Source organism: Kaistella chaponensis (assembly GCF_900156725.1).
Taxonomy (GTDB): Bacteria; Bacteroidota; Bacteroidia; order Flavobacteriales; family Weeksellaceae; genus Kaistella; species Kaistella chaponensis.
In genome coordinates this window covers 45,244-68,192 of the sequence record NZ_FTOI01000015.1, presented here as the reverse complement: position 1 = coordinate 68,192, position 22,949 = coordinate 45,244, and the positions used below count along the sequence as shown (strand labels likewise).

General features: G+C 35.9%; 27 protein-coding genes. 13 read left to right on the top strand and 14 right to left on the bottom strand.

The window, feature by feature from the left end; translation table 11 throughout:
• Positions 1-818: transposase (locus tag BW932_RS12950; RefSeq protein WP_245820747.1), on the bottom strand; the 818-nt coding region annotated here is incomplete at its 3' end.
• Positions 819-946: 128 nt separating this feature from the next.
• Here BW932_RS12950 and BW932_RS12945 point away from each other — a divergent pair.
• The 4 genes from BW932_RS12945 to BW932_RS14425 all read left to right on the top strand — a co-directional run bounded on the left by BW932_RS12945 (position 947) and on the right by BW932_RS14425 (position 3,205).
• Positions 947-1,789 (top strand): GLPGLI family protein, encoded by an 843-nt coding sequence (locus BW932_RS12945; protein ID WP_076388253.1) that lies wholly within the window; start codon positions 947-949, stop codon positions 1,787-1,789.
• A gap of 238 nt (positions 1,790-2,027) precedes the next feature.
• Positions 2,028-2,402 carry an ArsR/SmtB family transcription factor gene (locus tag BW932_RS12940; RefSeq protein WP_076388251.1) on the top strand — a complete coding sequence of 125 codons (375 nt, stop codon included), beginning with the start codon at positions 2,028-2,030 and terminating at the stop codon, positions 2,400-2,402.
• A complete protein-coding gene (merTP, locus tag BW932_RS12935) occupies positions 2,399-2,992 on the top strand; it encodes a mercuric transport protein MerTP (RefSeq protein ID WP_076388249.1) in 594 nt (197 codons plus the stop codon). The genes BW932_RS12940 and merTP overlap by 4 nt, the downstream gene beginning before the upstream one ends.
• Positions 2,993-2,998: 6 nt before the next feature.
• On the top strand, positions 2,999-3,205 hold the full coding sequence (locus tag BW932_RS14425; RefSeq protein ID WP_069796431.1) for a GDCCVxC domain-containing (seleno)protein: 207 nt from the start codon (positions 2,999-3,001) through the stop codon (positions 3,203-3,205).
• A 186-nt stretch (positions 3,206-3,391) separates the two neighbouring features.
• On the opposite strand, the gene BW932_RS12925 is transcribed toward BW932_RS14425, so the two are convergent.
• From BW932_RS12925 to BW932_RS12915, 3 genes are all read right to left on the bottom strand, one after another.
• Positions 3,392-3,751 carry a hypothetical protein gene (locus BW932_RS12925; protein ID WP_076388247.1) on the bottom strand — a complete coding sequence of 120 codons (360 nt, stop codon included), beginning with the start codon at positions 3,749-3,751 and terminating at the stop codon, positions 3,392-3,394.
• 367 nt (positions 3,752-4,118) lie between these two features.
• On the bottom strand, positions 4,119-4,613 hold the full coding sequence (locus BW932_RS12920; RefSeq protein WP_076388245.1) for a hypothetical protein: 495 nt from the start codon (positions 4,611-4,613) through the stop codon (positions 4,119-4,121).
• 238 nt (positions 4,614-4,851) lie between these two features.
• Positions 4,852-5,298, bottom strand: a complete 447-nt coding sequence (locus tag BW932_RS12915; RefSeq protein WP_076388243.1) for a KTSC domain-containing protein — start codon at positions 5,296-5,298, stop codon at positions 4,852-4,854.
• A 235-nt stretch (positions 5,299-5,533) separates the two neighbouring features.
• Here BW932_RS12915 and tyrS point away from each other — a divergent pair, with 235 nt between their 5' ends.
• The 4 genes from tyrS to BW932_RS12895 all read left to right on the top strand — a co-directional run bounded on the left by tyrS (position 5,534) and on the right by BW932_RS12895 (position 9,856).
• On the top strand, positions 5,534-6,829 hold the full coding sequence (gene tyrS / locus BW932_RS12910) for a tyrosine--tRNA ligase (protein WP_076388241.1): 1,296 nt from the start codon (positions 5,534-5,536) through the stop codon (positions 6,827-6,829).
• A gap of 211 nt (positions 6,830-7,040) precedes the next feature.
• Entirely contained in the window at positions 7,041-7,793 is a 753-nt protein-coding gene (locus BW932_RS12905; RefSeq protein WP_076388239.1) for an acyl-CoA desaturase, read from the top strand.
• 239 nt (positions 7,794-8,032) lie between these two features.
• Positions 8,033-8,671, top strand: a complete 639-nt coding sequence (locus BW932_RS12900) for an alpha/beta hydrolase (protein WP_076388267.1) — start codon at positions 8,033-8,035, stop codon at positions 8,669-8,671.
• A 9-nt stretch (positions 8,672-8,680) separates the two neighbouring features.
• The gene (locus BW932_RS12895; protein ID WP_076388237.1) at positions 8,681-9,856 is read left to right on the top strand and encodes an alpha/beta hydrolase-fold protein; all 1,176 of its coding nucleotides are present in this window, start codon (positions 8,681-8,683) and stop codon (positions 9,854-9,856) included.
• Between the two features lie 71 nt (positions 9,857-9,927).
• On the opposite strand, the gene BW932_RS12890 is transcribed toward BW932_RS12895, so the two are convergent.
• On the bottom strand, positions 9,928-10,383 hold the full coding sequence (locus BW932_RS12890) for an Lrp/AsnC family transcriptional regulator (protein ID WP_076388235.1): 456 nt from the start codon (positions 10,381-10,383) through the stop codon (positions 9,928-9,930).
• A 158-nt stretch (positions 10,384-10,541) separates the two neighbouring features.
• Here BW932_RS12890 and BW932_RS12885 point away from each other — a divergent pair, with 158 nt between their 5' ends.
• Complete coding sequence (locus BW932_RS12885; protein ID WP_076388233.1) at positions 10,542-11,771, top strand: aminotransferase class I/II-fold pyridoxal phosphate-dependent enzyme; 1,230 nt, start codon at positions 10,542-10,544, stop codon at positions 11,769-11,771.
• A gap of 59 nt (positions 11,772-11,830) precedes the next feature.
• Here BW932_RS12885 and purE read toward each other — a convergent pair whose 3' ends face one another.
• From purE to BW932_RS12870, 3 genes are all read right to left on the bottom strand, one after another.
• A complete protein-coding gene (gene purE / locus BW932_RS12880) occupies positions 11,831-12,334 on the bottom strand; it encodes a 5-(carboxyamino)imidazole ribonucleotide mutase (RefSeq protein ID WP_076388231.1) in 504 nt (167 codons plus the stop codon).
• Positions 12,335-12,382: 48 nt separating this feature from the next.
• A complete protein-coding gene (locus tag BW932_RS12875; protein WP_076388229.1) occupies positions 12,383-13,558 on the bottom strand; it encodes a BaiN/RdsA family NAD(P)/FAD-dependent oxidoreductase in 1,176 nt (391 codons plus the stop codon).
• A 285-nt stretch (positions 13,559-13,843) separates the two neighbouring features.
• Complete coding sequence (locus BW932_RS12870) at positions 13,844-14,317, bottom strand: CYTH domain-containing protein (protein ID WP_076388227.1); 474 nt, start codon at positions 14,315-14,317, stop codon at positions 13,844-13,846.
• A 196-nt stretch (positions 14,318-14,513) separates the two neighbouring features.
• Here BW932_RS12870 and BW932_RS12865 point away from each other — a divergent pair, with 196 nt between their 5' ends.
• Both BW932_RS12865 and BW932_RS12860 read left to right on the top strand, forming a co-directional pair.
• Positions 14,514-15,419, top strand: a complete 906-nt coding sequence (locus BW932_RS12865) for a DMT family transporter (RefSeq protein ID WP_076388225.1) — start codon at positions 14,514-14,516, stop codon at positions 15,417-15,419.
• Between the two features lie 52 nt (positions 15,420-15,471).
• On the top strand, positions 15,472-16,437 hold the full coding sequence (locus BW932_RS12860; RefSeq protein ID WP_076388223.1) for a YpdA family putative bacillithiol disulfide reductase: 966 nt from the start codon (positions 15,472-15,474) through the stop codon (positions 16,435-16,437).
• A gap of 160 nt (positions 16,438-16,597) precedes the next feature.
• Here the strand turns inward: BW932_RS12860 and BW932_RS12855 are convergent, their stop codons facing one another.
• Together BW932_RS12855 and BW932_RS12850 are read right to left on the bottom strand one after the other, a co-directional pair.
• Positions 16,598-17,710: a 5-(carboxyamino)imidazole ribonucleotide synthase gene (locus tag BW932_RS12855; protein WP_076388221.1), complete on the bottom strand. Its 1,113-nt coding sequence runs from the start codon at positions 17,708-17,710 to the stop codon at positions 16,598-16,600.
• Positions 17,711-17,712: 2 nt separating this feature from the next.
• On the bottom strand, positions 17,713-18,264 hold the full coding sequence (locus BW932_RS12850) for a DUF1543 domain-containing protein (protein WP_076388219.1): 552 nt from the start codon (positions 18,262-18,264) through the stop codon (positions 17,713-17,715).
• Positions 18,265-18,373: 109 nt separating this feature from the next.
• On the opposite strand from BW932_RS12850, the gene BW932_RS12845 reads away from it, so the two are divergent.
• Complete coding sequence (locus BW932_RS12845) at positions 18,374-19,204, top strand: sulfite exporter TauE/SafE family protein (protein WP_076388217.1); 831 nt, start codon at positions 18,374-18,376, stop codon at positions 19,202-19,204.
• Positions 19,204-19,581 carry a DUF1634 domain-containing protein gene (locus BW932_RS12840; RefSeq protein ID WP_076388215.1) on the top strand — a complete coding sequence of 126 codons (378 nt, stop codon included), beginning with the start codon at positions 19,204-19,206 and terminating at the stop codon, positions 19,579-19,581. The genes BW932_RS12845 and BW932_RS12840 overlap by 1 nt, the downstream gene beginning before the upstream one ends.
• 137 nt (positions 19,582-19,718) lie before the next feature.
• Here the strand turns inward: BW932_RS12840 and BW932_RS12835 are convergent, their stop codons facing one another.
• The 4 genes from BW932_RS12835 to BW932_RS12820 are packed head-to-tail and all read right to left on the bottom strand — an operon-like array spanning position 19,719 to position 22,840.
• A complete protein-coding gene (locus BW932_RS12835) occupies positions 19,719-20,690 on the bottom strand; it encodes a chorismate-binding protein (protein WP_076388213.1) in 972 nt (323 codons plus the stop codon).
• A 6-nt stretch (positions 20,691-20,696) separates the two neighbouring features.
• Positions 20,697-21,782: a glycoside hydrolase family 53 protein gene (locus BW932_RS12830; RefSeq protein WP_159436435.1), complete on the bottom strand. Its 1,086-nt coding sequence runs from the start codon at positions 21,780-21,782 to the stop codon at positions 20,697-20,699.
• A gap of 55 nt (positions 21,783-21,837) precedes the next feature.
• Complete coding sequence (locus tag BW932_RS12825; RefSeq protein ID WP_076388209.1) at positions 21,838-22,254, bottom strand: PaaI family thioesterase; 417 nt, start codon at positions 22,252-22,254, stop codon at positions 21,838-21,840.
• A 19-nt stretch (positions 22,255-22,273) separates the two neighbouring features.
• Positions 22,274-22,840, bottom strand: a complete 567-nt coding sequence (locus BW932_RS12820; protein WP_076388207.1) for a 1-acyl-sn-glycerol-3-phosphate acyltransferase — start codon at positions 22,838-22,840, stop codon at positions 22,274-22,276.
• Between the last annotated feature and the right edge of the window lie 109 nt (positions 22,841-22,949).

The window sequence follows — 22,949 nt, the reverse complement described above, 5'->3', positions numbered from 1 at the left end:
ATTGCGCTTAAAGCATTTCTATCATTACGATTAATGGTGTGTGTAGCCACAACCAAATTGTATTGAGCATCAACAGCGGCTTGAATATTATAACTCACTTCTACCACTTGCCCTTGAACCAAAAGGGCTCTGGAATCTTCATCGGTAGTACTGATTTGAGGTTCGCCGCTCGCTTTTAGTTTTTCTTCTAAGACTTCGTAGTGCAGTTTATTCTTTTTTAAACGTTCTATTTTTTCTTGAATATGGGTGATTGTAGTGCTTTTTTCAAGTTCATCATTCCGAGCCAGTTCATCCAAATATTCCTGCGTTTTTTCTTCAATATAAGCCAAATGTCGATCCAACTTTTTTTGGTTGAAGTTCGCTTTTTTACTATTGTGAGCTCTGCTTTTGGTACCATCGATGGCAATGGTTTCGCCGGCAATTAAATCAGCATCTTTCAGGAAGGAAACAAAAACTTTGAAGAGCTTTTTTAAACCCGACGCATTGTCTTTTCTAAAATCAGAAATGCTGTGGTAATTGGGTGTAAGTCCGAACAAAAGCCATTGCAATTCAATATTGCGAATACTCTCTTTTTCGAGTTTCCGTGAACTGCGAAGTCCGTTGAGATAGCCATACAAATAGATTTTGAGAAAGATTTGCGTATTAAAACTCGGTCTTCCTTCCGTTTTCGGGGTTCGAAGTTCAAAACCCAAGGCTTTTAAATCGATATTCTCCACAAAAGCATCGATAAAGCGAACCGGATTATCTTCCGAAATCGAATCTTCTAAACTCGTAAAAACCATTTGATTGCGGGCAATTCCAGTGATGTGTTGCATCATTAAATATACGAATTTCTTCCCAAATTATTGAAATTTTTTACCTATTTTTGATTAAAATAAACGGAGGTTTTTTCACAGACTGACGTTACCTACAATTTTACAAAACCGTTTTTAAAATAAGAGATCCAATGCAAAAATTTTTAAAGCAAACAATTTATTGCCTTTTCGTTTTTATTTGTGGAGTGAGTTCAGCGCAAACTCATAGATTTTTTTATGAACTAAAATATAAATCTGACTCAACGCAAAACGATTATTTAAAGAAACTTATGGTGTTGGACGTTAATCCGACTGAAACTAAATATTATGACAATGCGTTTTTAGAAAAGGATTCAATAAATAAAAAATTTAATTCGCAGAATACAAATTGGACAGACCAAATTCCTGTAATACGAAAGAAAAACTCTAACAAAAATACAAACTTTGTTATGCTTCAGTTTCAAGTATATTCTTACCCAACAGAAGACAGTATTTCATGGAATTTAACAACTGAAACTAAAAAATATCAAGGATTCGATATCCAAAAAGCAACAACTAAATTTGGCGGAAGAAAATGGACGGCTTGGTTTACTAAAAATATTTTATTTTCAGAAGGTCCATATAAGTTTCGAGGTTTACCAGGTTTAATCGTATTGCTTTATGACGATAAAAATCAATTCGATTTTTCGTTCGTTAAAAACCAAAATTTAGACGAAACTTATGATACATCAAATTTTTTAGAAATTAGATATGGCAGCAAGCCAATACCTGTAACTGAAAAAATTTATTTACAAAAGAAAATCGAATATTACAATGATCCACTTTATTTAATACGTGAAGGTTTAAGAAATGGAACTACAAAAAGTTACGATGATAACGGAGTGAGATATACAAATGCGAATGATTTAATACCAAAGATTAAAAGTGAACAAGAGTATATTTTAAAACATAATAATCCTATTGAATTAAATAAAGCAATCAGATACTCGAAATAAAAACTGTAGGTAACAGCGTATTGGCAATAGTGCGGAGTAATCGCAAGCTTAACTATTTTAGATGTTTCGAAGTTTAGTTTATAATAAAAAAGTTTCCGCGTTAAAGCCGCACCATCGCCAATACGCGGAACGTTAGTGGCAAGGCTATGACGACACAACCCGACAGACAAATCGGGTACTTTTTGATATTTTGTATTTTAGTAATTGCTTAAATAAACAAATTGACTACCTTTGCCTTATGGACAATAATTCTTGCATAAGACAACAAGCGGACATTAAACAAATAAACCGCTGTAAAGACCGAGTTTCAGAACTTAACGGCTCGTTTGAGTATTTATCGAACGGACTTGAATTGGCAGGAAACAACGTAAGACTGAAAATTCTATTTCTACTTTATGAAGAAAAACGACTTTGTGTTTGTGATATAAGCGATATTCTTGGTATGACAATTTCAGCAGTTTCGCAACACTTACGAAAACTCAAAGACAGAAAGCTCATTGAAACCGAACGTGAAGCACAAACCATTTTTTACTCATTGACAAAAGAGTATGAAAAAATGCTGAAACCGTTTTTCAAAATACTTGACGAAAACAAAATATTAGAAACATTATGAAAACAGACAACAAACTAATCGGAGCAGGACTTTTAACAGCAATTGCAGCTTCATTGTGTTGCATTACACCTGTCTTGGCTCTCATTGCAGGAACAAGCGGACTTGCTTCAACTTTTTCTTGGCTTGAACCTTTCCGACCATATTTTATCGGTTTGACAATTTTGGTTCTTTGTTTTGCTTGGTATCAAAAGTTAAAACCTAAAAAGCAAATTGACTGCAATTGTGAAACAGAAGAAAAACCAAAATTCATTCAGTCAAAAATGTTTTTAGGAATAGTAACAGCATTTGCAATCGTAATGCTTGCCTTTCCATACTACTCAAGCATTTTCTACCCAAAGACAGAAAAGCAAATCATAGTAGTGGACAAATCCAATATTCAAAAAGTAGAATTTACGATTACCGGAATGACTTGTGCAAGTTGTGGCGAACACGTAAATCACGAAGTAAATAAATTGACAGGAATAATAAGTTCAAACGCTTCCTACGAAAAAGGAAACGCAATCGTAGAATTTGACAACTCAAAAACAAATATTTCTGAAATCGAAAAAGCAATAAACTCAACAGGATATTCTGTAACCGACAAAAAATAAAATCAAATGGAAATCAAATTACAATCAACAATTACTTGCCCCAACTGTGGACACAAGAAAGAAGAAACAATGCCGACAGACGCTTGCCAATATTTTTACGAATGTGAAAAATGCAAACAAGTGCTTAAACCAAAGCAAGGCGACTGTTGTGTTTATTGCAGTTACGGAAGTGTTGCTTGTCCACCAATTCAGCAGGACAAAAAATGTTGCTGACAGACGGAAAACAAAGAAGCCCAGCCACTAACAGCGGTTTGGCAAAAGTGGCGGTTTAGTACTTCGTATGACAGTTTTTCGTAAATTTGAAGTGTGTGCTTCGTATGAACATTTGTGGTAAAATCGCCACCTTCGCCAAGCCGCAAAACGTTATATTACAATTTAAAATCTTCCTACCAAGGAACCTCACCGCTCCACCAACCTCTTATAAATCCCCACCTCCATTTCCAGCTCCTTAATTCGCTCCACTTTTTCGGCGAGTTCCGTGCGCAGTTCTTTTTCTACTTTGGTTTCAAACGGGATATTCAACTTCTCGCCAATCGCCATGACGAGATTAAATTTCATCGCCTGGCTCAGTCGCCACAAAATGCCAAACTGCATACTGCGGTTTTTAAAATACTGATTCAGCGTGGTGGGAAGAATCTTCATGGCATCCGAAATATCCTTTTTTTTCAGGTTCAGCTCCAAAATATACCATTGTACAAAATTTCCCACATCGGGGTGCTCGTCTTCGCTCCGTTGCAAATATTTTTGAGGTGTTTTCATCGTGTTTATTTTTTTTGTTGCTATCAAATATAATCACTTTTTCCTATAAATCATAGATTTTAAATCAGTTGGTTGGTTGAAATTAATAAGTTTATTGGGTAAGTTTACTCTATTTTATAGAAAAACAACCAAGTCTATTGGTTGAAATCAATAAGTATATTGGTTAAGTTTACTCTATTTTATAGAAAAACAACCAAGTCTATTGGTTGATTAAAGCTATTCTATTGGTTAAGTTTACCCTTTTTTATAGTAAAACAACCAAGTTTATTGGTTGAGTTTGCCAATAAGGTGAGGTATTTGAACCACTAAAAGCAAAAAAAACGCTTCCCGAAAGAAGCGTTTAAATGTAAATAGTTTAAAAAAATTTTTAAGGATTTGGATTTACCGGCGGGTTATTCGGCGTATTTCCATTAGAAGTAAACCGCTCGCGGAGTTGAGCCACGATCGCATCTGCACCCGGAATGCCAGATTCTGCAGCAGCTCCAAATAATTTGTAGATCATGAGTGCCGTAGTATAGGCTTCGCTGCCCGCCAAGAATCGGGTATCTTCTAATTTTTCCAGCTGCTTTCTTACCATCGGAACCAGTTCATCCAATTGATTGAAGAGCTTCATGTCAGTCTGTACTCCGCTTACAGAAAGGTAACCCGGCAACATATCCATGTTATTCACTGCTGCATTAATCGCATCTTCTGTAAAAATTTTATTATCTACATTAATTGCGGGCAGCGTAGTTTTTTCCTCTACAGTTAATCCAATCAGAAACGGAAATTGAGCGTCGAACTGAACCAGTGAATTTTTTGCAGCGGTGATTTGTGCTTCTGTCGCCACGATGTTGAGGCGATTGTTTGTTAAATTTGCCATCTTGTTTGTGTTTAGATTGTTAATTAAGAATAAAATTAATAAAAATTTGTGATATACTCAATAATGATCTCAAAATATTATTGATTTTTAATATTATTTTATTGTATTCATTCTTAAAATTTTTTACTAACCAAAAAAAAACACAATCTCAATTGAAATTGTGCTTTGTTAACTAACCTTTTCAAGGAACCTTGAAAAGGTTAAGCGGTAATTGTATTTGTTATAAAACGATCAGAAATTACTCCACCATCACTTCACCGTCTTTTCGGTAAATAAAATTGCCGTAGATGTGTCTTCTGGCAAAACGACTCGGCGAATCAGAATTCACCATTTTGATGTAGGTATTTCTTGGAACACCGATGTATTCGAACATTTTCCCATTCAAATGCTGCACTTTCAAGATAGATTTCTCCAAATAAAAATCCTGAATATTCGATTTTGAAATGGTTTCGGTGTATTCTTCTTTGTATTTCTCCTGCGTCTCCGGATTGATGCTTACCAAAAAATGATAGGCTTCAATGATAGATTTGCTTTTCTCTTCTGCTTCCAGTTTACCCGCTTCATCATTGACAAATTTATCGGGATGAGAATCTTTCATCGTATTTCGGTAGATCGTTTTTAAATCTTTTAAAGTCGCAGTTTTATCAACTCCCAAAAGTTTTCTGTGTTCCCCTATTCTTTTCATAATCTGAATATCTTTATTTCGGGGTGCAAAATTAAGCTTTTAAAAATTAATGGAAATGATGTGCTCTCAAGTTCATTTTAGGAAAGCAAAACGATCGAATAAGCGGTACTTTTTTATATTTTTTTTAAAGGATTTAATCTCCATACCACTACAAATAACTTTGTGCTTTGTCGTTTAAAAGCTAAAAAATTCCCCTCAAAATCCCTATATTTGCCCCTGAAAAAATTGCGAGAAAATGAATCCTTTTATTGAAGAATTAAAATGGCGCGGCTTATTTGCCGACATGATGCCCGGAACCGAAGAACAACTGAACAAAGAAATCACTACGGCCTACATCGGTTTCGATCCTACCGCAGATTCTCTGCACATCGGGAGTTTAATTCAGATTAAAATTTTAGCACATTTTCAGCAACATGGTCATAAACCAATTGCTTTGGTGGGCGGTGCAACAGGAATGATTGGTGATCCATCCGGAAAATCCAGCGAGCGAAATGCTTTGGATGAAGAAACCCTTAATCATTACGTTTCCTGTTTAAAAGGTCAACTTTCCCAATTTTTGAAATTCGACGGAACCGAATCGAACAGCGCAGAATTGGTTAACAACTACGATTGGATGAAGGAATTTTCTTTCCTGAAATTTATCCGTGAAGTAGGGAAAAACATCACCGTGAACTACATGATGGCGAAAGATTCTGTAAAGAAAAGACTTACCGGAGAAGGCGGCGCAGAAGGAATGTCTTTTACCGAGTTTTCTTACCAATTATTACAAGGCTACGATTTCTTGCATTTGTACAAAGAAAAAAACGTCAGATTGCAAATGGGCGGTTCCGATCAATGGGGAAATATCACCACCGGAACAGAACTGATTCGTAGAAAAGTTCAGGGAGAAGCTTTTGCTTTAACCGTTCCTTTGATCACAAAATCCGACGGTTCAAAATTCGGAAAATCTGAAAGTGGAGAAAATTACTGGCTGGATCCAAAAAGAACTTCACCGTATAAATTCTACCAATTCTGGGTCAATGCAACTGATGTTGATGCCGAAAGATTCATTAAATTCTATACTTTTTTAAGCAAAGAAGAAATTGAAAATTTAATTAGCGAACATCAAACTGCACCTCACGAAAGAAAATTACAGAAAAAACTGGCGGAAGAAGTGACGGTTTGGGTTCACAATCAGGAAGAATTTGAAAAAGCCGTGAAAGCTTCAGAGATTTTATTTGGTCGTTCTACCGCAGAAGATTTGGTGAATTTAAATGAAAACACTTTTCTGGAAGTCTTCGAAGGTGTTCCCCAAATAGAAATTTCAAAAACTGAAGTTGTAGGAAGCAACGTTATTGATTTAATTTCTGAAAAATCCGGATTTTTAAAATCAAAAGGAGAAGCGAAACGCGAATTGGCGGGAAATTCCATTTCCATTAATAAAGAAAAAGTAAGCGAAACTTTCGAAGTTGCAGAGAATGATCTCATCGACGGAAAATTTTTATTACTCCAAAAAGGAAAGAAAAATTACTTCATCGTAAAAGCGATTTGATTTTCTGTCATTCTGACGAAGGAAGAATCTGAACGATTATTAGAAAAAGATTCTTAAAACAATAGGAGATTCTTCACTCCGCTTCGCTGCGTTCAGAATGACAAAAGAAATCTGTACCAAATTAACTATGTAATTCAGCGTTAAATTCTCTTAATCAAACCAATATGAAAGGTAATTCGTATATCTTTACACTAAATAAATAAATTTTTCAATGACAATTATTATATTCATCATCGTTCTCTGGTATTCCGGACTGTTTTTTCAGACGTTTTTTCTGCACCGTTATGCCGCGCATCAAACTTTTAAAATGTCTAAGTTTGGGGAAAAACTATGTTTTATCCTAACGTGGATCACGCAGGGATCCAACTATCTTTCCGCTTATGGATACGGCGTAATGCACAGAATGCACCATGCTTTTGCAGACACGGAAAAAGATCCGCACTCCCCGAAATACGACGATAATCTGTTCAAAATGATGTGGCGTACGAAGAAAATTTACGCAGACATTAACGCTCAGAAGGCAATCATAGAGGATAAGTTCACAAAAAATGTTCCCCAGTGGGAAGGTTTCGATAAGTTCGCAAGTTCCTGGGGATCCAGAATCGGTTGGGGAATTGCCTATACTGCATTTTTCTATTTTTTCGCAACGGCTTGGTGGCAATGGCTTTTGCTTCCGGTTGCTTACATGATGGCGCCGATTCATGGAGTGATCATTAACTGGTTTGCGCATATTTATGGCTACACGAATTTTAAAGTTTCTGATACTTCCAAAAATCTTTTCCGTTTCGACTGGTTAATGATGGGTGAAGGATATCATAATAATCACCACAAACACGGCGGAAGAGCAAATTTTGGTGGTGTAAGATGGCACGAAATTGACGTCACGTATTACATTATGATTTTGCTGGACAAAATGAAACTCATCAAACTGAATCCAGTTACAGTAGTAAAAAGAGAACATTAAGAAATTAGAAACCGAGTTGAAGCTCGGTTTTTTTTTGGTCCAATTTCGAAAAACAAAATGCCCGCTCTTTTAGCCCGGATGGAAACGGCATCTTTTTTCTTTCATTGCGATTACGAAAAGTCGTAACAGATTACTTCACTCCGTTTGCAATGACAGAAAAAAATATAGTGGACAGCCGGACGGATCTTCAAAGAAGAAACACGCTTGTTGCTCCTAAAAAAATAGAATATCTTTGCGATATGGATTTAAAATACCTCCTTCGGGAACCCAAAAATATCAGTTCAAAAACGCCCCTTTTAATTTTACTGCACGGTTACGGAAGCAACGAACAGGATCTATTTTCCTTCGTTCCCACTTTGCCCGAAGACTGGTTGATTGTAAGCTTCAGAGCGCCCTTTAACACGGAGTATGAAGGCTTTTCATGGTATGATCTTGATCTTATGAATGAAGAAAACCGGATCGATGTTCCGCAGGCGAAAAAATCACTCGAAGCCATTCTGGAAAGCATTATGAAAATCTCCAATCAATACGGTTTGACGGATAATGAAACGCATTTAGCCGGATTTTCCCAAGGCGGAATTCTGAGTTATGCACTGGCTTTGAATTACCCCGATCTTTTCTCTAAAATAGCTTGTATGAGTTGCTATCCGGAAGAAAAGCTGTTGGAAAATATGGTGAAAGACAAAAAGAAATTGGAGCGTTTGCGTTTCTTTGTTTCCCATGGAATCGACGATGCTGTAGTTCCGTTGGACTGGGCGAAAAAGGGCGCAGAATTACTGTATGATTTGAGTTGCTATTTCAGTTTCCGGGAATACATGAGCGGACATGGCGTAAACCAAAAAAATTATATGGATTTGATGGATTTTTTTCAGAAATAAATTTTGAAAATGTGCACTTCTAAGATCAAAATCTGCATTATACTTCTGATGTTGATCAGTACAGGTTGTAATAGTCAGGTCTTCATCAAAATCACGTCGCTCCCAAAAGATACGCCGGAAAATGCCAGAATTTTTTTGGTAGGTTCTCTTAATAAATGGAATCCAGGCGATCCGGATTTTGAACTAAAAAAGGACAGTTCCGGAAATTTTACGATGCAAATTCCTAAAAACGCAGGAACAGTAGAATACAAATTCACGCAGGGAAACTGGGAAACTTCAGAAGGCGATGAAAACGGAAATAAGCTAGACAACAGAAAAGTGGTGATTAGTGAAATCGCTCAAACCATTGAAAACCAAATTATTTCCTGGGAAAAAACCGTCGCTAAAAAAAACACTGCTTCTGATAACGTAAGGGTTTTAAGCGAAAACTTCAACATTCCTCAATTAAAAACCACGCGCAAAATCTGGATTTATCTTCCACCGGATTATTCCACTTCCCGCAAAAAATATCCTGTACTCTATATGCAGGATGCGCAAAATTTATTTAATGACGTTACTTCTTTTTCCGGTGAATGGAAGGTTGATGAAACGCTGAATCAATTATTCAAAGACGGAAAACCAACTGCAATTGTGGTAGGAATTGAAAATGGCGGCGCGGAAAGAATTGATGAATATTCTCCCTGGAAAAATGAAAAATACGGTGGTGGAAAAGGCGATGCATACACGGAATTTCTGGCAAAAACCCTGAAACCTTACATCGATAAAACGTACCGGACTTTACCACAAGCAAAAAACACGGCGCTTATTGGAAGTTCGATGGGTGGCTTGATTTCTTTTTATGCAGGTGTGAAATATCCAGATAAATTTGGGAAACTGGGAATTTTCAGCCCAAGTTTTTGGTTTAATTTTAAAGATTTGAATTTCTATCTGAATAAAAATGTAAAAAAATTAAAATCTACCCAATTTTATTTTCTCAGCGGAACCAAAGAGTCGGAAGATATGGTTTCAGATATTCAAAAAATAATCCCCATTTTACTTAAAAAAGGAGTTCCTGCAACGAACATTAGAACCAAATTCGATGAAGACGGCACCCATTCTGAAACGTATTGGTCGCGGGAATTTGGTGCGGCTTATTTGTGGTTGTTCCAAAAATATAAACAACGATTCTCTTCTATCTACTTTTGATAATTATTAGTTAAATTTCATTCTCGAGACGACTGAATTTCTGTCAGAAAATTTAATATTTAAACTATAAATTAAGGTTCGATCACGGTAGAATTTTTCACTTCCTTGATCATAAAAGAACTTTGCGTACTTGCAATATGCTGCAGATTCGTTAGTTTACTCACCATAAATTCGCGGTATTCCTGAATGTCTTTTACACAGATTTTCAAAATATAATCGGAATCACCGGAAACATGAAAACATTCTAAAACTTCGGGAAATTGAGTGATTTCTTTTTCGAACTGAGAAATATATTCCTTTTTGTGCTGTACAAGTTTCACATGACATAAAACGATAAAGTTTTTCTGAATTTTCTCTGGATTCAAGAGCGCGACGTACCGTTTGATGATTTGTTGCTTTTCTAATTTTTTGATTCTTTCGAAAACTGCAGTTACCGACAAATCGAGTTCTGAAGCGAGTTCTTTGGTGGTTTTCTTCGCATCATTTTGAAGTAAAACAAGGAGTTTTTTATCTTTTGAATCAAGCATACGTAGAATTGTTTTCGGTTTTTCTAAAAGTTAATTTTCAAATATAGATTTTAAATCCAATAATATAAACTTATTTAGATTTATTTTCTAAATTATTAGATAAATATTGTATTCAAGTTTGAAAGTGCAGATATTTATCCAAATATAAAACAAAACTCATGGAACAATTTAATGCCGCAAATAAAATTCAGGATTTGCAATATTTCGGAGAATTCGGAGGAGTAAACCCTTCCATTTCAGACAGTTCAACCTACACTTTTCTCTCCGCAAAAACCATGTTCGATACGTTCGAAGGAAATACAGAAGGTTGCTATTTGTATTCCAGACATTCTACACCGAGTAATCTTTATTTGAGCGAAGCTTTAGCACAAATGGAAGGAACCGAAAGTGCAAATGTAACCGCTTCTGGAATGGGCGCAATTACTTCTACCCTGCTTCAACTCTGCAAAAGCGGAGATCATATTATTTCGAGCCGCACGATTTATGGCGGAACGTATGCTTTTATGAAAAATTTTCTGCCGGGTTTCAATATTCAAACTTCATTTGTAGATATCACCAATTTAGAAAAAGTGGAAGCTGCCATTACCGAAAATACCAAAATTCTCTTTTGCGAAACAGTAAGCAATCCACTTCTAGAAATTGCCGATTTGCGGGAGTTGTCAAAAATTGCTAAAAAACACAACCTAAAACTCATTGTTGACAATACTTTTTCGCCTCTTTCTGTTTCGCCGCAGGTTTTGGGAACGGATATTACGATTCACAGTTTGACCAAATTTATCAATGGAAGCAGTGACGCGGTTGCAGGTGTGGTGTGCGCAAGTTCGCAATTTATTGATGATTTAAAAGATGTGAATTCTGGTGCGTGTATGTTGTTGGGACCGACTTTAGACAGTTTTCGGGCGGCAAGTATTTTGAAAAATTTACGAACCCTTCATATCAGAATCAAAAAACACAGCGAAAATGCGCAATATTTGGCAGAACAGTTTGAGAAAGATGGATTGACCGTAAAATATCCCGGATTGAAAAGCCACAAACAGCACGAGCTCTTCAAAAGCATGATGAATGAAGAATACGGTTTCGGTGGATTGTTGACTTTAGATGTGAAAACAACGGAAAAAGCCAACGAACTTATGGAACTGATGCAGAAAGAAAATTTAGGATATTTGGCGGTAAGTCTGGGTTTTTATAAAACATTATTTTCCTGTTCGGGAAGTTCAACTTCCTCGGAAATACCGGAAGCGGAACAGAAAGAAATGGGACTTTCACCAGGATTGATCAGAATGTCAATCGGTTTGGATCATGATATTAAAAGAACCTACGAAAAAATGAAATGGTGTATGGAGCAGGTTGGTATTTTTAAAGAAATAAAATCTGCACTGGCAAATTAGAAAGATAGAAATTAAAAAAAAAAAAGACTTCGCTTGAAGTCTTTTTTTTTGACATTTATTTACAGATCAAAATGATTCGGATGTTTCTTTTGAATTTCGGTAACTGTTCCCAAAACTTTCTCTTGCAAACTATCTTGATAAATTTCTAATTTTTTTGAGATTTTTTCATCTGCACTTCCAATAATTTTCGCCGCTAAAATTCCAGCATTCATTGCACCATTTAATGCAACCGCTGCAACCGGAATTCCTGATGGCATTTGTAAAATAGAAAGAACAGAATCCCACCCATCAATGGAGTTTGAGGATAAAATAGGAACTCCAATTACAGGCAATGTGGTGCAACTTGCGACCATTCCAGGAAGATGAGCAGCGCCTCCTGCTCCTGCAATAATTACTTTTAAGCCACGAGATTTTGCCGATTTTGCGTAATCGAACATTCTTTCTGGTGTTCGATGCGCGGAAACGACTGTTAATTCATAAGGAATTTCGAGTGATTTCAAAAAATTCGCTGCCTGTTCCATAATTGCCAAATCGCTTTGGCTTCCCATAATTATTCCGACCATTTTTTCAATTAATTTTAAAGGTTAAAGGTAAGAAAATAAATCCCGAATTTATAAATTTAGAGAATCTGCAACCGCATTCCCAACAAAAAATCCCGTGCTGAAACAAGCCTGCAAAAGATAGCCTCCAGTTGGTGCTTCCCAATCGATCATTTCTCCTGCGCAGAAAACATTTGGAAATTTTTTCAATTCAAAAAAGGAATTCAATTCTGAAAATGCAACTCCGCCCGAAGTAGAAATCACCTCGTCAATTGGCCGAAAACTTAAAACTTCAATCGGAAATTTTTTAATCCTTTTTGCTAAAATTTCGACATCGGTGTAGGTTTCTTTGTCTAATGTTTTTAGCAGATTCAACGCAGTGGTTGATAATTTCAATTTCTTTTTTAAAATCGGACTGATTCTGTCAGAACTTTTCAATTCCGCTACAATTTCATCTTCTGATAAGTTTGGCTTCAGATCAATTTCTATCACTATAGGGAAATCATGTTTTCGGGTGAAGCGATTCAGGTAGTAAACCGGACTTCCTTCAATGCCGTATTTGGTAAAGACAATTTCGCCAATTTTACTGTGATCTTCAAAAAAAACTTTAATGTTTTTCAAATATTGTCCTTGCAATAAGTGATATTTTTTCGGAGTATTATAACCAGAATTTGCGGATTGCAAAGGAATAATCTCAATGTTTTTTGCGGCTAAAGTTTCCACCCATTTTGCATCAGACCCGGTTTTTTTCCAGGAACCGCCTCCCATTGCGAGAATTAATTTTGAATATTTGACGATTACATCATTGTCATTATTTTTAAGAAAAACTGAAGAATCATCAAAATCTTTAAAAGTATAATCATAATGAATCGTAACTCCCAAAAACGTCAAACGATCTAACCAAGCTTTTAAAACCTGAATGGGTTTGAAATCTTTTGTCGGAAAAATCTTGCCGGAACTTCCGATATATGTTGTAATCCCAAGATCAGAAAGCCATTGAATTACTTGCTGATTATCAAAATATTTAATTAAATTTTGAATTTCTGATGATTCATATTTTTCAACGAATTGATCAATTTCTTCACTGTGCGTCAAATTAAAGCCTCCATTTCCGGCGACTAAAAATTTTCTTGCCGCTGCTTTGTTTTGCTCATAAACATGAACTTCAAAACCTTTTTCCGCTAAAATTTGTGCAGCCATTAATCCAGCCGGACCAGCTCCAATGATGATGATTTGATTTTTCTGCATCGTGTTGCAAAAGTACGGTTTTAGTTTTCCGTTGAACTTCAATTTTTTCTACCAGATAATAATGTTCTATCGCATTCCGATAATTATCGGAAGTGACCAAACAAAAGATCGCTTTTCAAGTGACTCAAAAGCCTGCAAAATCGATTTAAAAATACATTTCGCTGTTGCCAACTTTTAATATGTTTATTTTTCGAATTGCTATTTTGCCTCTTCCGATAATTATCGGAATGCGGTAAAAATATTTTTTCTAAAATTTTATGAGGAAATAAATTAGAATTTATCGGACTACAATTCCCAATTTTTATAAGGATTTAAAGTTAGATTAGAATTGAAATACTTTTCTTCTGCGGTAACTTCCTGCGCAATCCAATCGGGAATTTTGAAACTTTCGTCTTCACTTTTCAGTTCAATTTCTGCCACGATCAATCCCTCATTTTCTCCAAAAAAAACATCCACTTCCCAAATATGATGGTCCACAGAAATCTTATATCTGATTTTTGAAAGTTCGGAAACTGCAAATTGATCCAACAATTCTTGGGCTTCTTCTAAAGGAATTTCATACTCATATTCGGCTCGTGTTGCACCCACCGAAATTCCTTTGATCGTTAAAAAACCTTTGTCAGAAGTTTGTCTTACCCGAATAGTTTTCTTTGGATCGGTAAGCAAATAACCTTGACGGAAATTTTCCCCGCGAGGTTTTTCGAGTTGGTTCCAATTTTCTTTTTTAACTAAAAATTTCCGTTCTATTTCAATTCCCATCTTTAAAAACCACCATTTTTTTATGATAATGCAGCCCTCAAAAATACTGAAAAATGCAGCAATCGGTGCAATAAATTCTTCCTAAAAAAACGGTCAATATTTAGGACTCATCGGTTCAAAATTCTACCTTTGTTCCCGAAACTCACCACGTGTTTTTCAAAAATTGATTTTTCACCTTACCAAACATCATTTTTTAATGTTCAAAGATCCCAAATTAGTACTTGCAATAATTACCGTGGCCTTGGTTTGGGGAACGACATTTTTAGGAATCAGAATTGCGGTAGAAACGATTCCGCCGTGGTTTGTGGCAGGAATTCGCCAGTTATTAGCCGGTGCAATTTTGTTGCTCATCCTGCTTTTTTCCAAAAAATTAAAATGGATCGGCTGGAAAAATTATGGCAATCAAATCATTCTCGCATCCTTAATGTTGATTGTCGCAAACGGAATGACAACAGTTGCCGAAAAGCATTTAACGAGCAGTTTGGCTTCTTTGATTAGTTCTACATCTCCGCTTCTGGTTTTTATTTTAAGCATTTTTTTTAATCTTCAGAAATTCAGTTTTCGCGGTATGATTGGGATTTTGCTTGGATTTGCGGGAATTGTACTCATCTTCAAAGACGGACTTCAGGATTTGCTCAATCCGGAATACCGAAACGGCGTGATCTATATTTTTATCGCCATCTTTGGATGGTCTTTTGGAACCATTTATACCAAGAAAATCAATCATGAACCGGAGAATATTTCTCTCAATCTTTTTTATCAGTTCAGTTTCGCAGGAGTAGTTCAAATTATTTTTGGTTTCCTTGTTTCTGATCACATCGAGGTTTCTTCGTGGAGTCTAAAAAGTATTTTGGCTACGGTTTATTTGGCAGTATTTGGTTCTATTATTGCTTTTGTAGCGTTTCATTCCGCGCTGAAAAAAATCACGGCGAGTCAAATTGCAATCCTTTCTTATGTCAACACGATTATTGCGATTTTTCTGGGTTGGTTAGTTTTAAGTGAGCCAATTAGCATCCTTTTTCTGGTTGCGACCATTTTAATTATTGGAGGCGTTTTCATCACCAATTATAAGCCGGGAATGTTTAAGAAAAATTTGGATTAATAATTTATTTTGAAAAATCGCCATTTTATTATGGTACAAGTACCTTTGCATTATGGAAATTTTAGATTTACTCATCATTGGAGCGGGACCAATCGGATTGAATTGTGCGCTTGAAGCCAAGAAAAACAATCTTACTTATTTAATTGTAGAAAAAGGAACGATCGTGAATTCGCTTTACCATTATCCTTTGTATATGCGGTTTTTTTCGACGGCAGAAAAACTCGAAATTGCTGAAATTCCTTTTATCACGACTGCGCCAAAACCTGGAAGACAAGATGCTTTAGAATATTATCAGGGAATTGCACGACAAAAAGATCTTTCTATAAATTTGTATGAAAAAGTGCTAAATGTTCGAAAAAATGAAGAAATTTTTGAGGTAGAAACTTCCAAATCTCGCTATTCTGCGAAAAATGTGATCATCTCCACGGGATTTTATGATCTTCCGAACACGATGAATATTCCGGGAGAAAATTTAGAAAAAGTAAAACATTATTACACCGAACCATATCCTTTTGCACAACAAAAAATCGTTGTTGTAGGCTCGAGCAATTCTGCGGTTGACGCGGCTTTGGAAACATACAGAAAAGGTGCGGAAGTTACCATGATCATTCGTCATTCTGAAATCTCGAAAAGCGTAAAATATTGGGTAAAACCAGATATTGAAAACAGGATTTTGGAAGGAAGCATCAAAGCACATTTCAATGCTGAGTTAACTGAAATTAAAGAAAATACCGTCATATTTAAAGATGAAAAAGGAGAACTGCACGAAATTGAAAACGATTTTGTTTTAGCAATGACCGGTTATCTCCCCGATTTTGATTTCCTCAGAAATACAGGAATTCGGTTGGAAGGAGACTGCTTAAATCCTTACTACAATCCCGAAACAATGGAAACCAATATTCCCAATCTCTATCTTGCAGGTGTTGTTTGTGGCGGAAAAGACACGCATCTTTGGTTCATCGAAAACTCCAGAATTCATGCCAGTATCATTATTAAAAACATTCTTTCTGCCCATTAATTGTAAAGGAAAAACGAACCATTTTCTCCGAAGTTTTTAACAAAGAAGTTCCCCAAATTTTCTGCTGAAGTAAAACTCCAATGAATTTTGATGCATTCCGTTTGCGATGGAAAATTATTTATTTCGCGCCTTCATAAATGCTTAATGAGCACTCACCCATTTATTCAGAAATCACTTTTACCAAAGATTTTATAACAATCAATTGGTCCAAAAGCTCTTCTCTGGAATTGCCCAAAACATTGATGTGACCCATCTTCCGACCAGGTTTGGTTTCTTCTTTTGCGTAGAGATGAACATAAGTATTTGGTAATTTCAACACCTCTTCTAAACCTTTGTATTTTACTTTTCCAGAAAAATTTTCTTCACCGACCAGATTCAACATTCCGGAGAATCCAGCGGAAGAAGTGTCGGCAAGCGGCAAATTTTTCAAAACACGATAAAACTGCTCGAACTGGGAATTTGCGTTCCCTTCCTGCGATTGATGTCCCGAATTGTGGAGACGCGGCGCAGTTTCATTTACCCAAACTTTTCCGTTTTTATCCAGAAATAATTCGATGGCAAATAAACCTTCAGAATTGGCAGCTTTCATAAATTTTTCTGCGATCTGATCAATTTGTTTTTGAATATCTTCAGCAATTTGCGTCGGAGAAATATTAAAATCGAGCAAATTCAACTGCGGATCTGCAACCATTTCTGTGACCGGAAAACTTTTGATTTCACCTTGTTCGTTTTTGGCAATAATCAACGAAAGTTCTTTCTCGATATCTACGAGGTTTTCCAAAACAGAAGGAGCATCCCACAAATTAACTAAATCTTTTTCTGCTTTGATGATCTGAACGCCTTTTCCGTCGTAACCACCAGTATTCAATTTCTGAACGAAAGGAAAACCAATGACAATTTCTTCATCACTCGACTGAATAATCTGAAAAGCCGGACTTGGAATATCGAACTCCTCATAAAACTGTTTCTGCAAAATTTTCTGCTGAATGATGGTGATGATTCTGGAATTCGGAATCACCTTTACTCCTTTATTTTCAAGGACTTGCAATCCTTCAACACTCACATGTTCAATTTCGATGGAAACCACATCTTTGTCTTTTCCGAAATCAATAACCTCTTGTTTATTGTTGAAATTTCCTTGGGTGAAATAAGAAATATTGGCACAAGAACAGTTTGCACTAGGATCGAGTATGTAAAATTCATCATCATATTTCAAAGCTTCCTGAATTAACATTCGACCCAATTGTCCGCCACCTAAAATTCCTATTTTCATGTTTACTTTAATTTACTGATTGCTAAATATCCAATATGTGTGAAGTTTTTCTGACTTTCAATTTGCGATTTTTCTAATATAATTGAATATTTCTCCTTCATTTTTAAAGGCAGAATATCATTAACATTAAAAACATCGTCTATATCAACGGCGTGTTTATCATCAATATGACTTACCGCTTCGGGAAAACCCATCGTTTTGTAAAAGTCGGTTTTTTTTACTTTTCTAATAATTTTCGCCAACGATTGACCGACCATTAAATATTGCTCATGAAGTTCCTCGAACTTTCCACTTTGATAACCGCCGAGATTAATAAAAAACAGATGATTTTCTACTGATTCGGAAGTTTTTTCTACAATTTTCACTTCAAAACCGTCCACAAACTGAACTTCTTGATAGCAGTCGATATGAATTTTTCCTTTCGCTTCTGGCCAGAATTTCTTCATATCGGGAACTAAATCTTTGAGATTTTCACCAATGCCAAAAAAAACATCGTGTTGTTCGATATTTCTGCCGATTGGAGTTGCACCAAGAATGACGTAAAATAATTTCATATTTTCAAAAAGCAAAAATACAATTTATAAAAATTCCAGATAGCAGTTTAGGCGTTATTTTTAGCATCCAAAATTTCTTTAAACAGCTCAAAATCCTTAGATTTGTGACATGTCGGAAATATTAATTCTGTTCTTCGGAGCCGTTTCCGCCGGATTGCTTGGATCCTTAACTGGATTAGGCGGCGGTGTGGTTATCATTCCTTTACTCACTCTTGGCTTTGGTGTTCCCATGCATTATGCAATCGGCGCATCATTGATTTCTGTGATCGGAACTTCTTCTGGTGCAGCTGCAGCTTTTGTAAAAGAAGGCTTTACCAATGTAAGGATTGGGATGTTTTTAGAAATTGCCACCACAACCGGCGCAATTATTGGGGCTTTAATTTCGGGTTTGCTGAATCCAAATACCATCGGAATTATTTTCGCAAGTATCTTAATTCTCACCGTTATTCTTAATTTAAGAAAAAAACCTGATCATCAGGAACCTTTGATAGAGGGAAGTTTAGAGCACCGATTGCGGCTGTTCGGAACCTTTCCCGATAAAGGCGTCATCAAAGCGTACTCCGCTCGAAATACAATTCCAGGATTTTTTATGATGGCATTTGCAGGAGTAATGTCGGGACTTCTCGGTATTGGATCAGGAGCATTGAAAGTTTTAGCCATGGACAATATGATGAAACTTCCGTTTAAAGTATCTACAACAACGAGTAATTTTATGATCGGAGTGACTGCAGTAGCGAGTTCTCTTATCTATTTTCAGCGTGGCGAAATTATTCCTGTCATTGTAGCACCAGTATTAATCGGCGTTGTTTTAGGCAGTTTTATCGGCTCGAAAACATTGATGATTTCACAGACCAAAAAATTGAAAGTGGTCTTCGCAGTCGTCGTTTCGATTCTCTCTATTTATATGATGTACAACGGTCTTAACCATAATTTTAAATAATGAAAAGACATTTCACCGATTTGGATCTCAACCGTTCCGTAGGCAATCTTCTTCGTTTGGGCGTGATTTTTTCGGTCATCACTTCTTTTATTGGTTTCATTAAATTATTCTTTGAAGGATTTGAAATGCCCAATGATTATACTTCTTTGGGAGTTCCTGTCGGTACAATTTGGCAAAGCTTTTTTACTTCTTTATGTAAATTTGAAGGAATTGGCATCATCCAACTTGGCATTTTACTGCTTATTTTAACGCCACTGGTTCGGATTATTTTCGCCTTGGTTGGCTACATTAAAGAGAAAGATTACACTTACGTCATCATTTCGGCAATTGTGATCGGAATTATGTTGGTGAGTTTTCTGATGGGTTTTACCCATTAAAGGATTCCCGACTTTTTCAATACGAAGGTATTCAAAATCATTTTCCATTATTATTCAGCGTGATTATAAACATTCACAGCGCTTCAACGAATACTACTGAATTCGCTACTTTGTGGCTTTTTTGAGTTTGAAAATCTTTAGGTAAAGGCAACGTTCTTTAAAATAGCTTCCGCTTTCAATTCTGTTTCCTGCCATTCTTTTTCAACAGAACTTTCCGCTGTAATACCACCACCGACGTAGATTAATGCTGCATTTTTGAAAAATTCTGCACACCGTAGATTGACGAAATATTGAATATATTCTTCGGTTTCTACCTTGATGTAACCTGCATACAATTTTCTTGGGTACTTTTCAAATTGTTCAATCGCATTTTGACAAAGATCCTTTGGAATTCCACAAACTGCGGGAGTTGGGTGCAATTCCGAAATAATATTTTCTAAATTTTCCTGGGTAATTTGGGCTTTGAAATCGGTTCGCAAATGCTTGATGTTTCCAGAAACGTGGTCGTATGTTTCAGATTGCTCCATATTTTCGGAAAATTTTCCCAAAACATTCCTGATAAAATTGGTCACAGGTTTTTGCTCTTCTATTTCTTTTTTCGTCCAATTGTCGTTCACAGAAATTGTTCCGGCCAAACTCATGGTCTCAAATTGCGAATTTTTCTTGTTGAATTTACCTAAAATCTCAGAAAACGCACCCATCCAACATTTTCCTTCTTTGATGAAAAAATAGACAAAAGCATTTGGATAAGATTTGCAAAGATTAAGAAAAGTTTGAGTCAAATTTATTTTTAATCCATTGTAATTCAACAATTCTCTTCTAGAAATTACCAATTTCGAAAGATTATTTTGTTTAATAAAACCAATTACATTCGCTAGTTTTTCTTGATAATCATTTTGATTTTCTTCCTCGAAACCATTAAGATTAAAGGATAAAAAATGAGTATTGATTTCATTTTTCAAAAATTCTTGTTGAGATATTTGTTTAATATCACCTTCAAAGGGAAGGATTTCTGATCCATCAAACGAAAAAAAAGAAACCCATTTTTTCGTCGAAGAAGAGTCGGTGGTACAAATATTTTCAGAGAAAGGAAATTTGAAGTATACCATTTACGATTATTTATAAGCTTCAGAAACAGGCAATATTTTATGGTTAAAACCCCAAAAAGCTTGGTTTTCCCACGATGATCCGTCGGTTGCATTTTGACCTTTGTAAGAAACCCATTCGCTTCCCCAATAGCAGAAACCAATGCCTTTCGGAACTGCGGTGATGAGCTCTTTCATTTTTAACAAATAATTTTTTTGCCCCGTTTCAGTTGCGGAAAATTCTGATAAAATCTGTGACGAATTTCCGATTACATTGTGCGTTTGATCATTCCAACTCATAGTAAAAGGATAAGCTGTTTCTGCAATAAAAATAGGTTTATTTTGTGAATTGGAAATCTGTTCTAAATTTTGCTGCAACTCGATTAAACTTTTTCCGTGCCAATTTGGATAATAAGAAATTCCAATAATATCATAATTCAGGTCTGCAACATTGGTGAAAAATGAATTGGCATTTTGAAAACCCGCGAAATGCAAAATAACTTTGGTATTCGCGTTGGTAGATTTCACAGCAGAAATTCCCACATTTAAAAGTGTTTTCATTTGAAAAAGATTTTGAATACTGCCTTCAGGAAAAAGAAAACCGCTGTTTATTTCATTTCCGATCTGAATGTATTCGGGATTTATTTCGGTGACAATTTTTCGGGTATAAATAGCGACGCTGTCTTGTAAACTTGCAAAACTAATATGATCCCACTTTTGCGGTTTTTTTTGTTGAGAAGGATCTGCCCAAGAATCAGAATAATGCACGGACAAAAGTACTTTCATCCCTTTGCTTTTAATTTCTTGCGCGAGATTTTTCACGGTTTCAAAAGAAGAATTGGGAGTCGCTGGATTTTTCCAAAGTCTTAGTCGAATCACATTGACGCCGGCTTTTTTCAAAGTTAACAATGCGTCTTCTGTTTGGTTCTCGGAATTGAGGAGTTGAACTCCACTTTGTCTCAATTCAGGGAGAAATGATAAGTCGGCTCCTTTGATTTCTAGAATTTTAGGATTCTGTGGGGTTTCTTGATTCTGAGGATTTTCAATAGAATTCCCTTCATTTCTGGAACATGAAATAAGAAAAATGAAAGTGAAAAAGTAGAGAAAGTTATTCAAAATAAATATTTGGAAGCCAATTTTTAAACTAAAAAAAGAAGGTGAACTGCATTTTTTACCTTAGAATAATGGCATTGGTCATGGTTGTATGATTGATCAGTTCGCCTTTTTCGTCTCGAATTTCAATTTCAGAAACGTGCATGGTTTTTCCTTTTCGGATAAATTTTGCAGTTCCGGTAACTAAACCGTCCTTCTTGCTACGCAAATGATTGGAATTGATGTTGGTTCCGACCGGCGCAAATTTCTCTATATCAACATGCAAAACAGATAAGCAAGATCCTAAAGTTTCTGCTAAAACGCAACTTGCACCACCGTGCATGATTCCATAAGGTTGATGAACACGTGGAGTTACAGGCATAGTTGCAGTAAGCGTTTCGTTGGTAACCTCGGTAAAAACGATGTTTAAGGTTTTTCCTAAGGTTTCTCCACCCCAATTATTGAGTTTTTCTAAAATTTGTTCTTTATTTTCCATTAAAAAATTGAGATTGAATTTAAAAAATTTTTGGATTCCAGTTTTCCGGAACTTTGGGCGTTCTTTTTTTGTAATATTCTTCCAGTTCGGTCATGATGTCTTCGTAAGTTCGGGTTTCTAAATCTTCAACAGAAATTTTCTTACCGAGATAAATTGTTTTATCCTTGAAATCTCCCGAGGCAATTACGAGCGGAACTTTAGCTGCCAAAGCCATGTGATAGAAGCCTTTTCTCCATTTTGGGACCCAACTTCTGGTTCCTTCTGGAGTGATCACCAAACTGAAATCTTCTTTTGCGAATTTGTCTGCAACAAATTTTACCAAATTGTTTTTTTGTGCACGATCAATTCCTACTCCACCCATAGCTTTTACCAGAAATCCGTACCAAGCTTTGGTGTGCGCATCTTTTATAATAACTTTCAAAGGTTTTCCAAGAGACCAATATGCCAGATTTCCCAACATGTATTCTTCATTGGCAGTATGTGGTGCTACCACCAAGATACAGCGATTCAGGTTATCAACATCGCCTTCTAAGACGACTTTCCAGCCGACGATTTTTAAGATTAATTTTGCGAGGAATTTTTTCATAATAAATGATAAGGAGTGATGGTCATTAATACATGGAAATTAAACAAAAAAGTACAACCAAAAGGATTGGTTATACTTTTACAAATATATTGAATTATTCTGTCTAAAA

What these genes read in the sequence shown, in the direction of transcription:
- BW932_RS12890 (WP_076388235.1), bottom strand. Translation starts at nt 10,383, where the DNA reads ATGCTTGATTCAAAAGATAAAAAACTCCTTGTTTTACTTCAAAATGAT.
- BW932_RS12870 (WP_076388227.1), bottom strand. Translation starts at nt 14,317, where the DNA reads ATGGGAATTGAAATAGAACGGAAATTTTTAGTTAAAAAAGAAAATTGG.
- BW932_RS12925 (WP_076388247.1), bottom strand. Translation starts at nt 3,751, where the DNA reads ATGAAAACACCTCAAAAATATTTGCAACGGAGCGAAGACGAGCACCCC.
- BW932_RS12855 (WP_076388221.1), bottom strand. Translation starts at nt 17,710, where the DNA reads ATGAAAATAGGAATTTTAGGTGGCGGACAATTGGGTCGAATGTTAATT.
- merTP (WP_076388249.1), top strand. Translation starts at nt 2,399, where the DNA reads ATGAAAACAGACAACAAACTAATCGGAGCAGGACTTTTAACAGCAATT.
- BW932_RS12835 (WP_076388213.1), bottom strand. Translation starts at nt 20,690, where the DNA reads ATGGTATACTTCAAATTTCCTTTCTCTGAAAATATTTGTACCACCGAC.
- BW932_RS12900 (WP_076388267.1), top strand. Translation starts at nt 8,033, where the DNA reads ATGGATTTAAAATACCTCCTTCGGGAACCCAAAAATATCAGTTCAAAA.
- BW932_RS12905 (WP_076388239.1), top strand. Translation starts at nt 7,041, where the DNA reads ATGACAATTATTATATTCATCATCGTTCTCTGGTATTCCGGACTGTTT.
- BW932_RS12940 (WP_076388251.1), top strand. Translation starts at nt 2,028, where the DNA reads ATGGACAATAATTCTTGCATAAGACAACAAGCGGACATTAAACAAATA.
- BW932_RS14425 (WP_069796431.1), top strand. Translation starts at nt 2,999, where the DNA reads ATGGAAATCAAATTACAATCAACAATTACTTGCCCCAACTGTGGACAC.
- tyrS (WP_076388241.1), top strand. Translation starts at nt 5,534, where the DNA reads ATGAATCCTTTTATTGAAGAATTAAAATGGCGCGGCTTATTTGCCGAC.
- BW932_RS12850 (WP_076388219.1), bottom strand. Translation starts at nt 18,264, where the DNA reads ATGAAATTATTTTACGTCATTCTTGGTGCAACTCCAATCGGCAGAAAT.
- BW932_RS12915 (WP_076388243.1), bottom strand. Translation starts at nt 5,298, where the DNA reads ATGAAAAGAATAGGGGAACACAGAAAACTTTTGGGAGTTGATAAAACT.
- BW932_RS12820 (WP_076388207.1), bottom strand. Translation starts at nt 22,840, where the DNA reads ATGAAAAAATTCCTCGCAAAATTAATCTTAAAAATCGTCGGCTGGAAA.
- BW932_RS12840 (WP_076388215.1), top strand. Translation starts at nt 19,204, where the DNA reads ATGAAAAGACATTTCACCGATTTGGATCTCAACCGTTCCGTAGGCAAT.
- BW932_RS12845 (WP_076388217.1), top strand. Translation starts at nt 18,374, where the DNA reads ATGTCGGAAATATTAATTCTGTTCTTCGGAGCCGTTTCCGCCGGATTG.
- BW932_RS12885 (WP_076388233.1), top strand. Translation starts at nt 10,542, where the DNA reads ATGGAACAATTTAATGCCGCAAATAAAATTCAGGATTTGCAATATTTC.
- BW932_RS12895 (WP_076388237.1), top strand. Translation starts at nt 8,681, where the DNA reads ATGTGCACTTCTAAGATCAAAATCTGCATTATACTTCTGATGTTGATC.
- BW932_RS12860 (WP_076388223.1), top strand. Translation starts at nt 15,472, where the DNA reads ATGGAAATTTTAGATTTACTCATCATTGGAGCGGGACCAATCGGATTG.
- purE (WP_076388231.1), bottom strand. Translation starts at nt 12,334, where the DNA reads ATGGTCGGAATAATTATGGGAAGCCAAAGCGATTTGGCAATTATGGAA.
- BW932_RS12865 (WP_076388225.1), top strand. Translation starts at nt 14,514, where the DNA reads ATGTTCAAAGATCCCAAATTAGTACTTGCAATAATTACCGTGGCCTTG.
- BW932_RS12920 (WP_076388245.1), bottom strand. Translation starts at nt 4,613, where the DNA reads ATGGCAAATTTAACAAACAATCGCCTCAACATCGTGGCGACAGAAGCA.
- BW932_RS12875 (WP_076388229.1), bottom strand. Translation starts at nt 13,558, where the DNA reads ATGCAGAAAAATCAAATCATCATCATTGGAGCTGGTCCGGCTGGATTA.
- BW932_RS12825 (WP_076388209.1), bottom strand. Translation starts at nt 22,254, where the DNA reads ATGGAAAATAAAGAACAAATTTTAGAAAAACTCAATAATTGGGGTGGA.
- BW932_RS12945 (WP_076388253.1), top strand. Translation starts at nt 947, where the DNA reads ATGCAAAAATTTTTAAAGCAAACAATTTATTGCCTTTTCGTTTTTATT.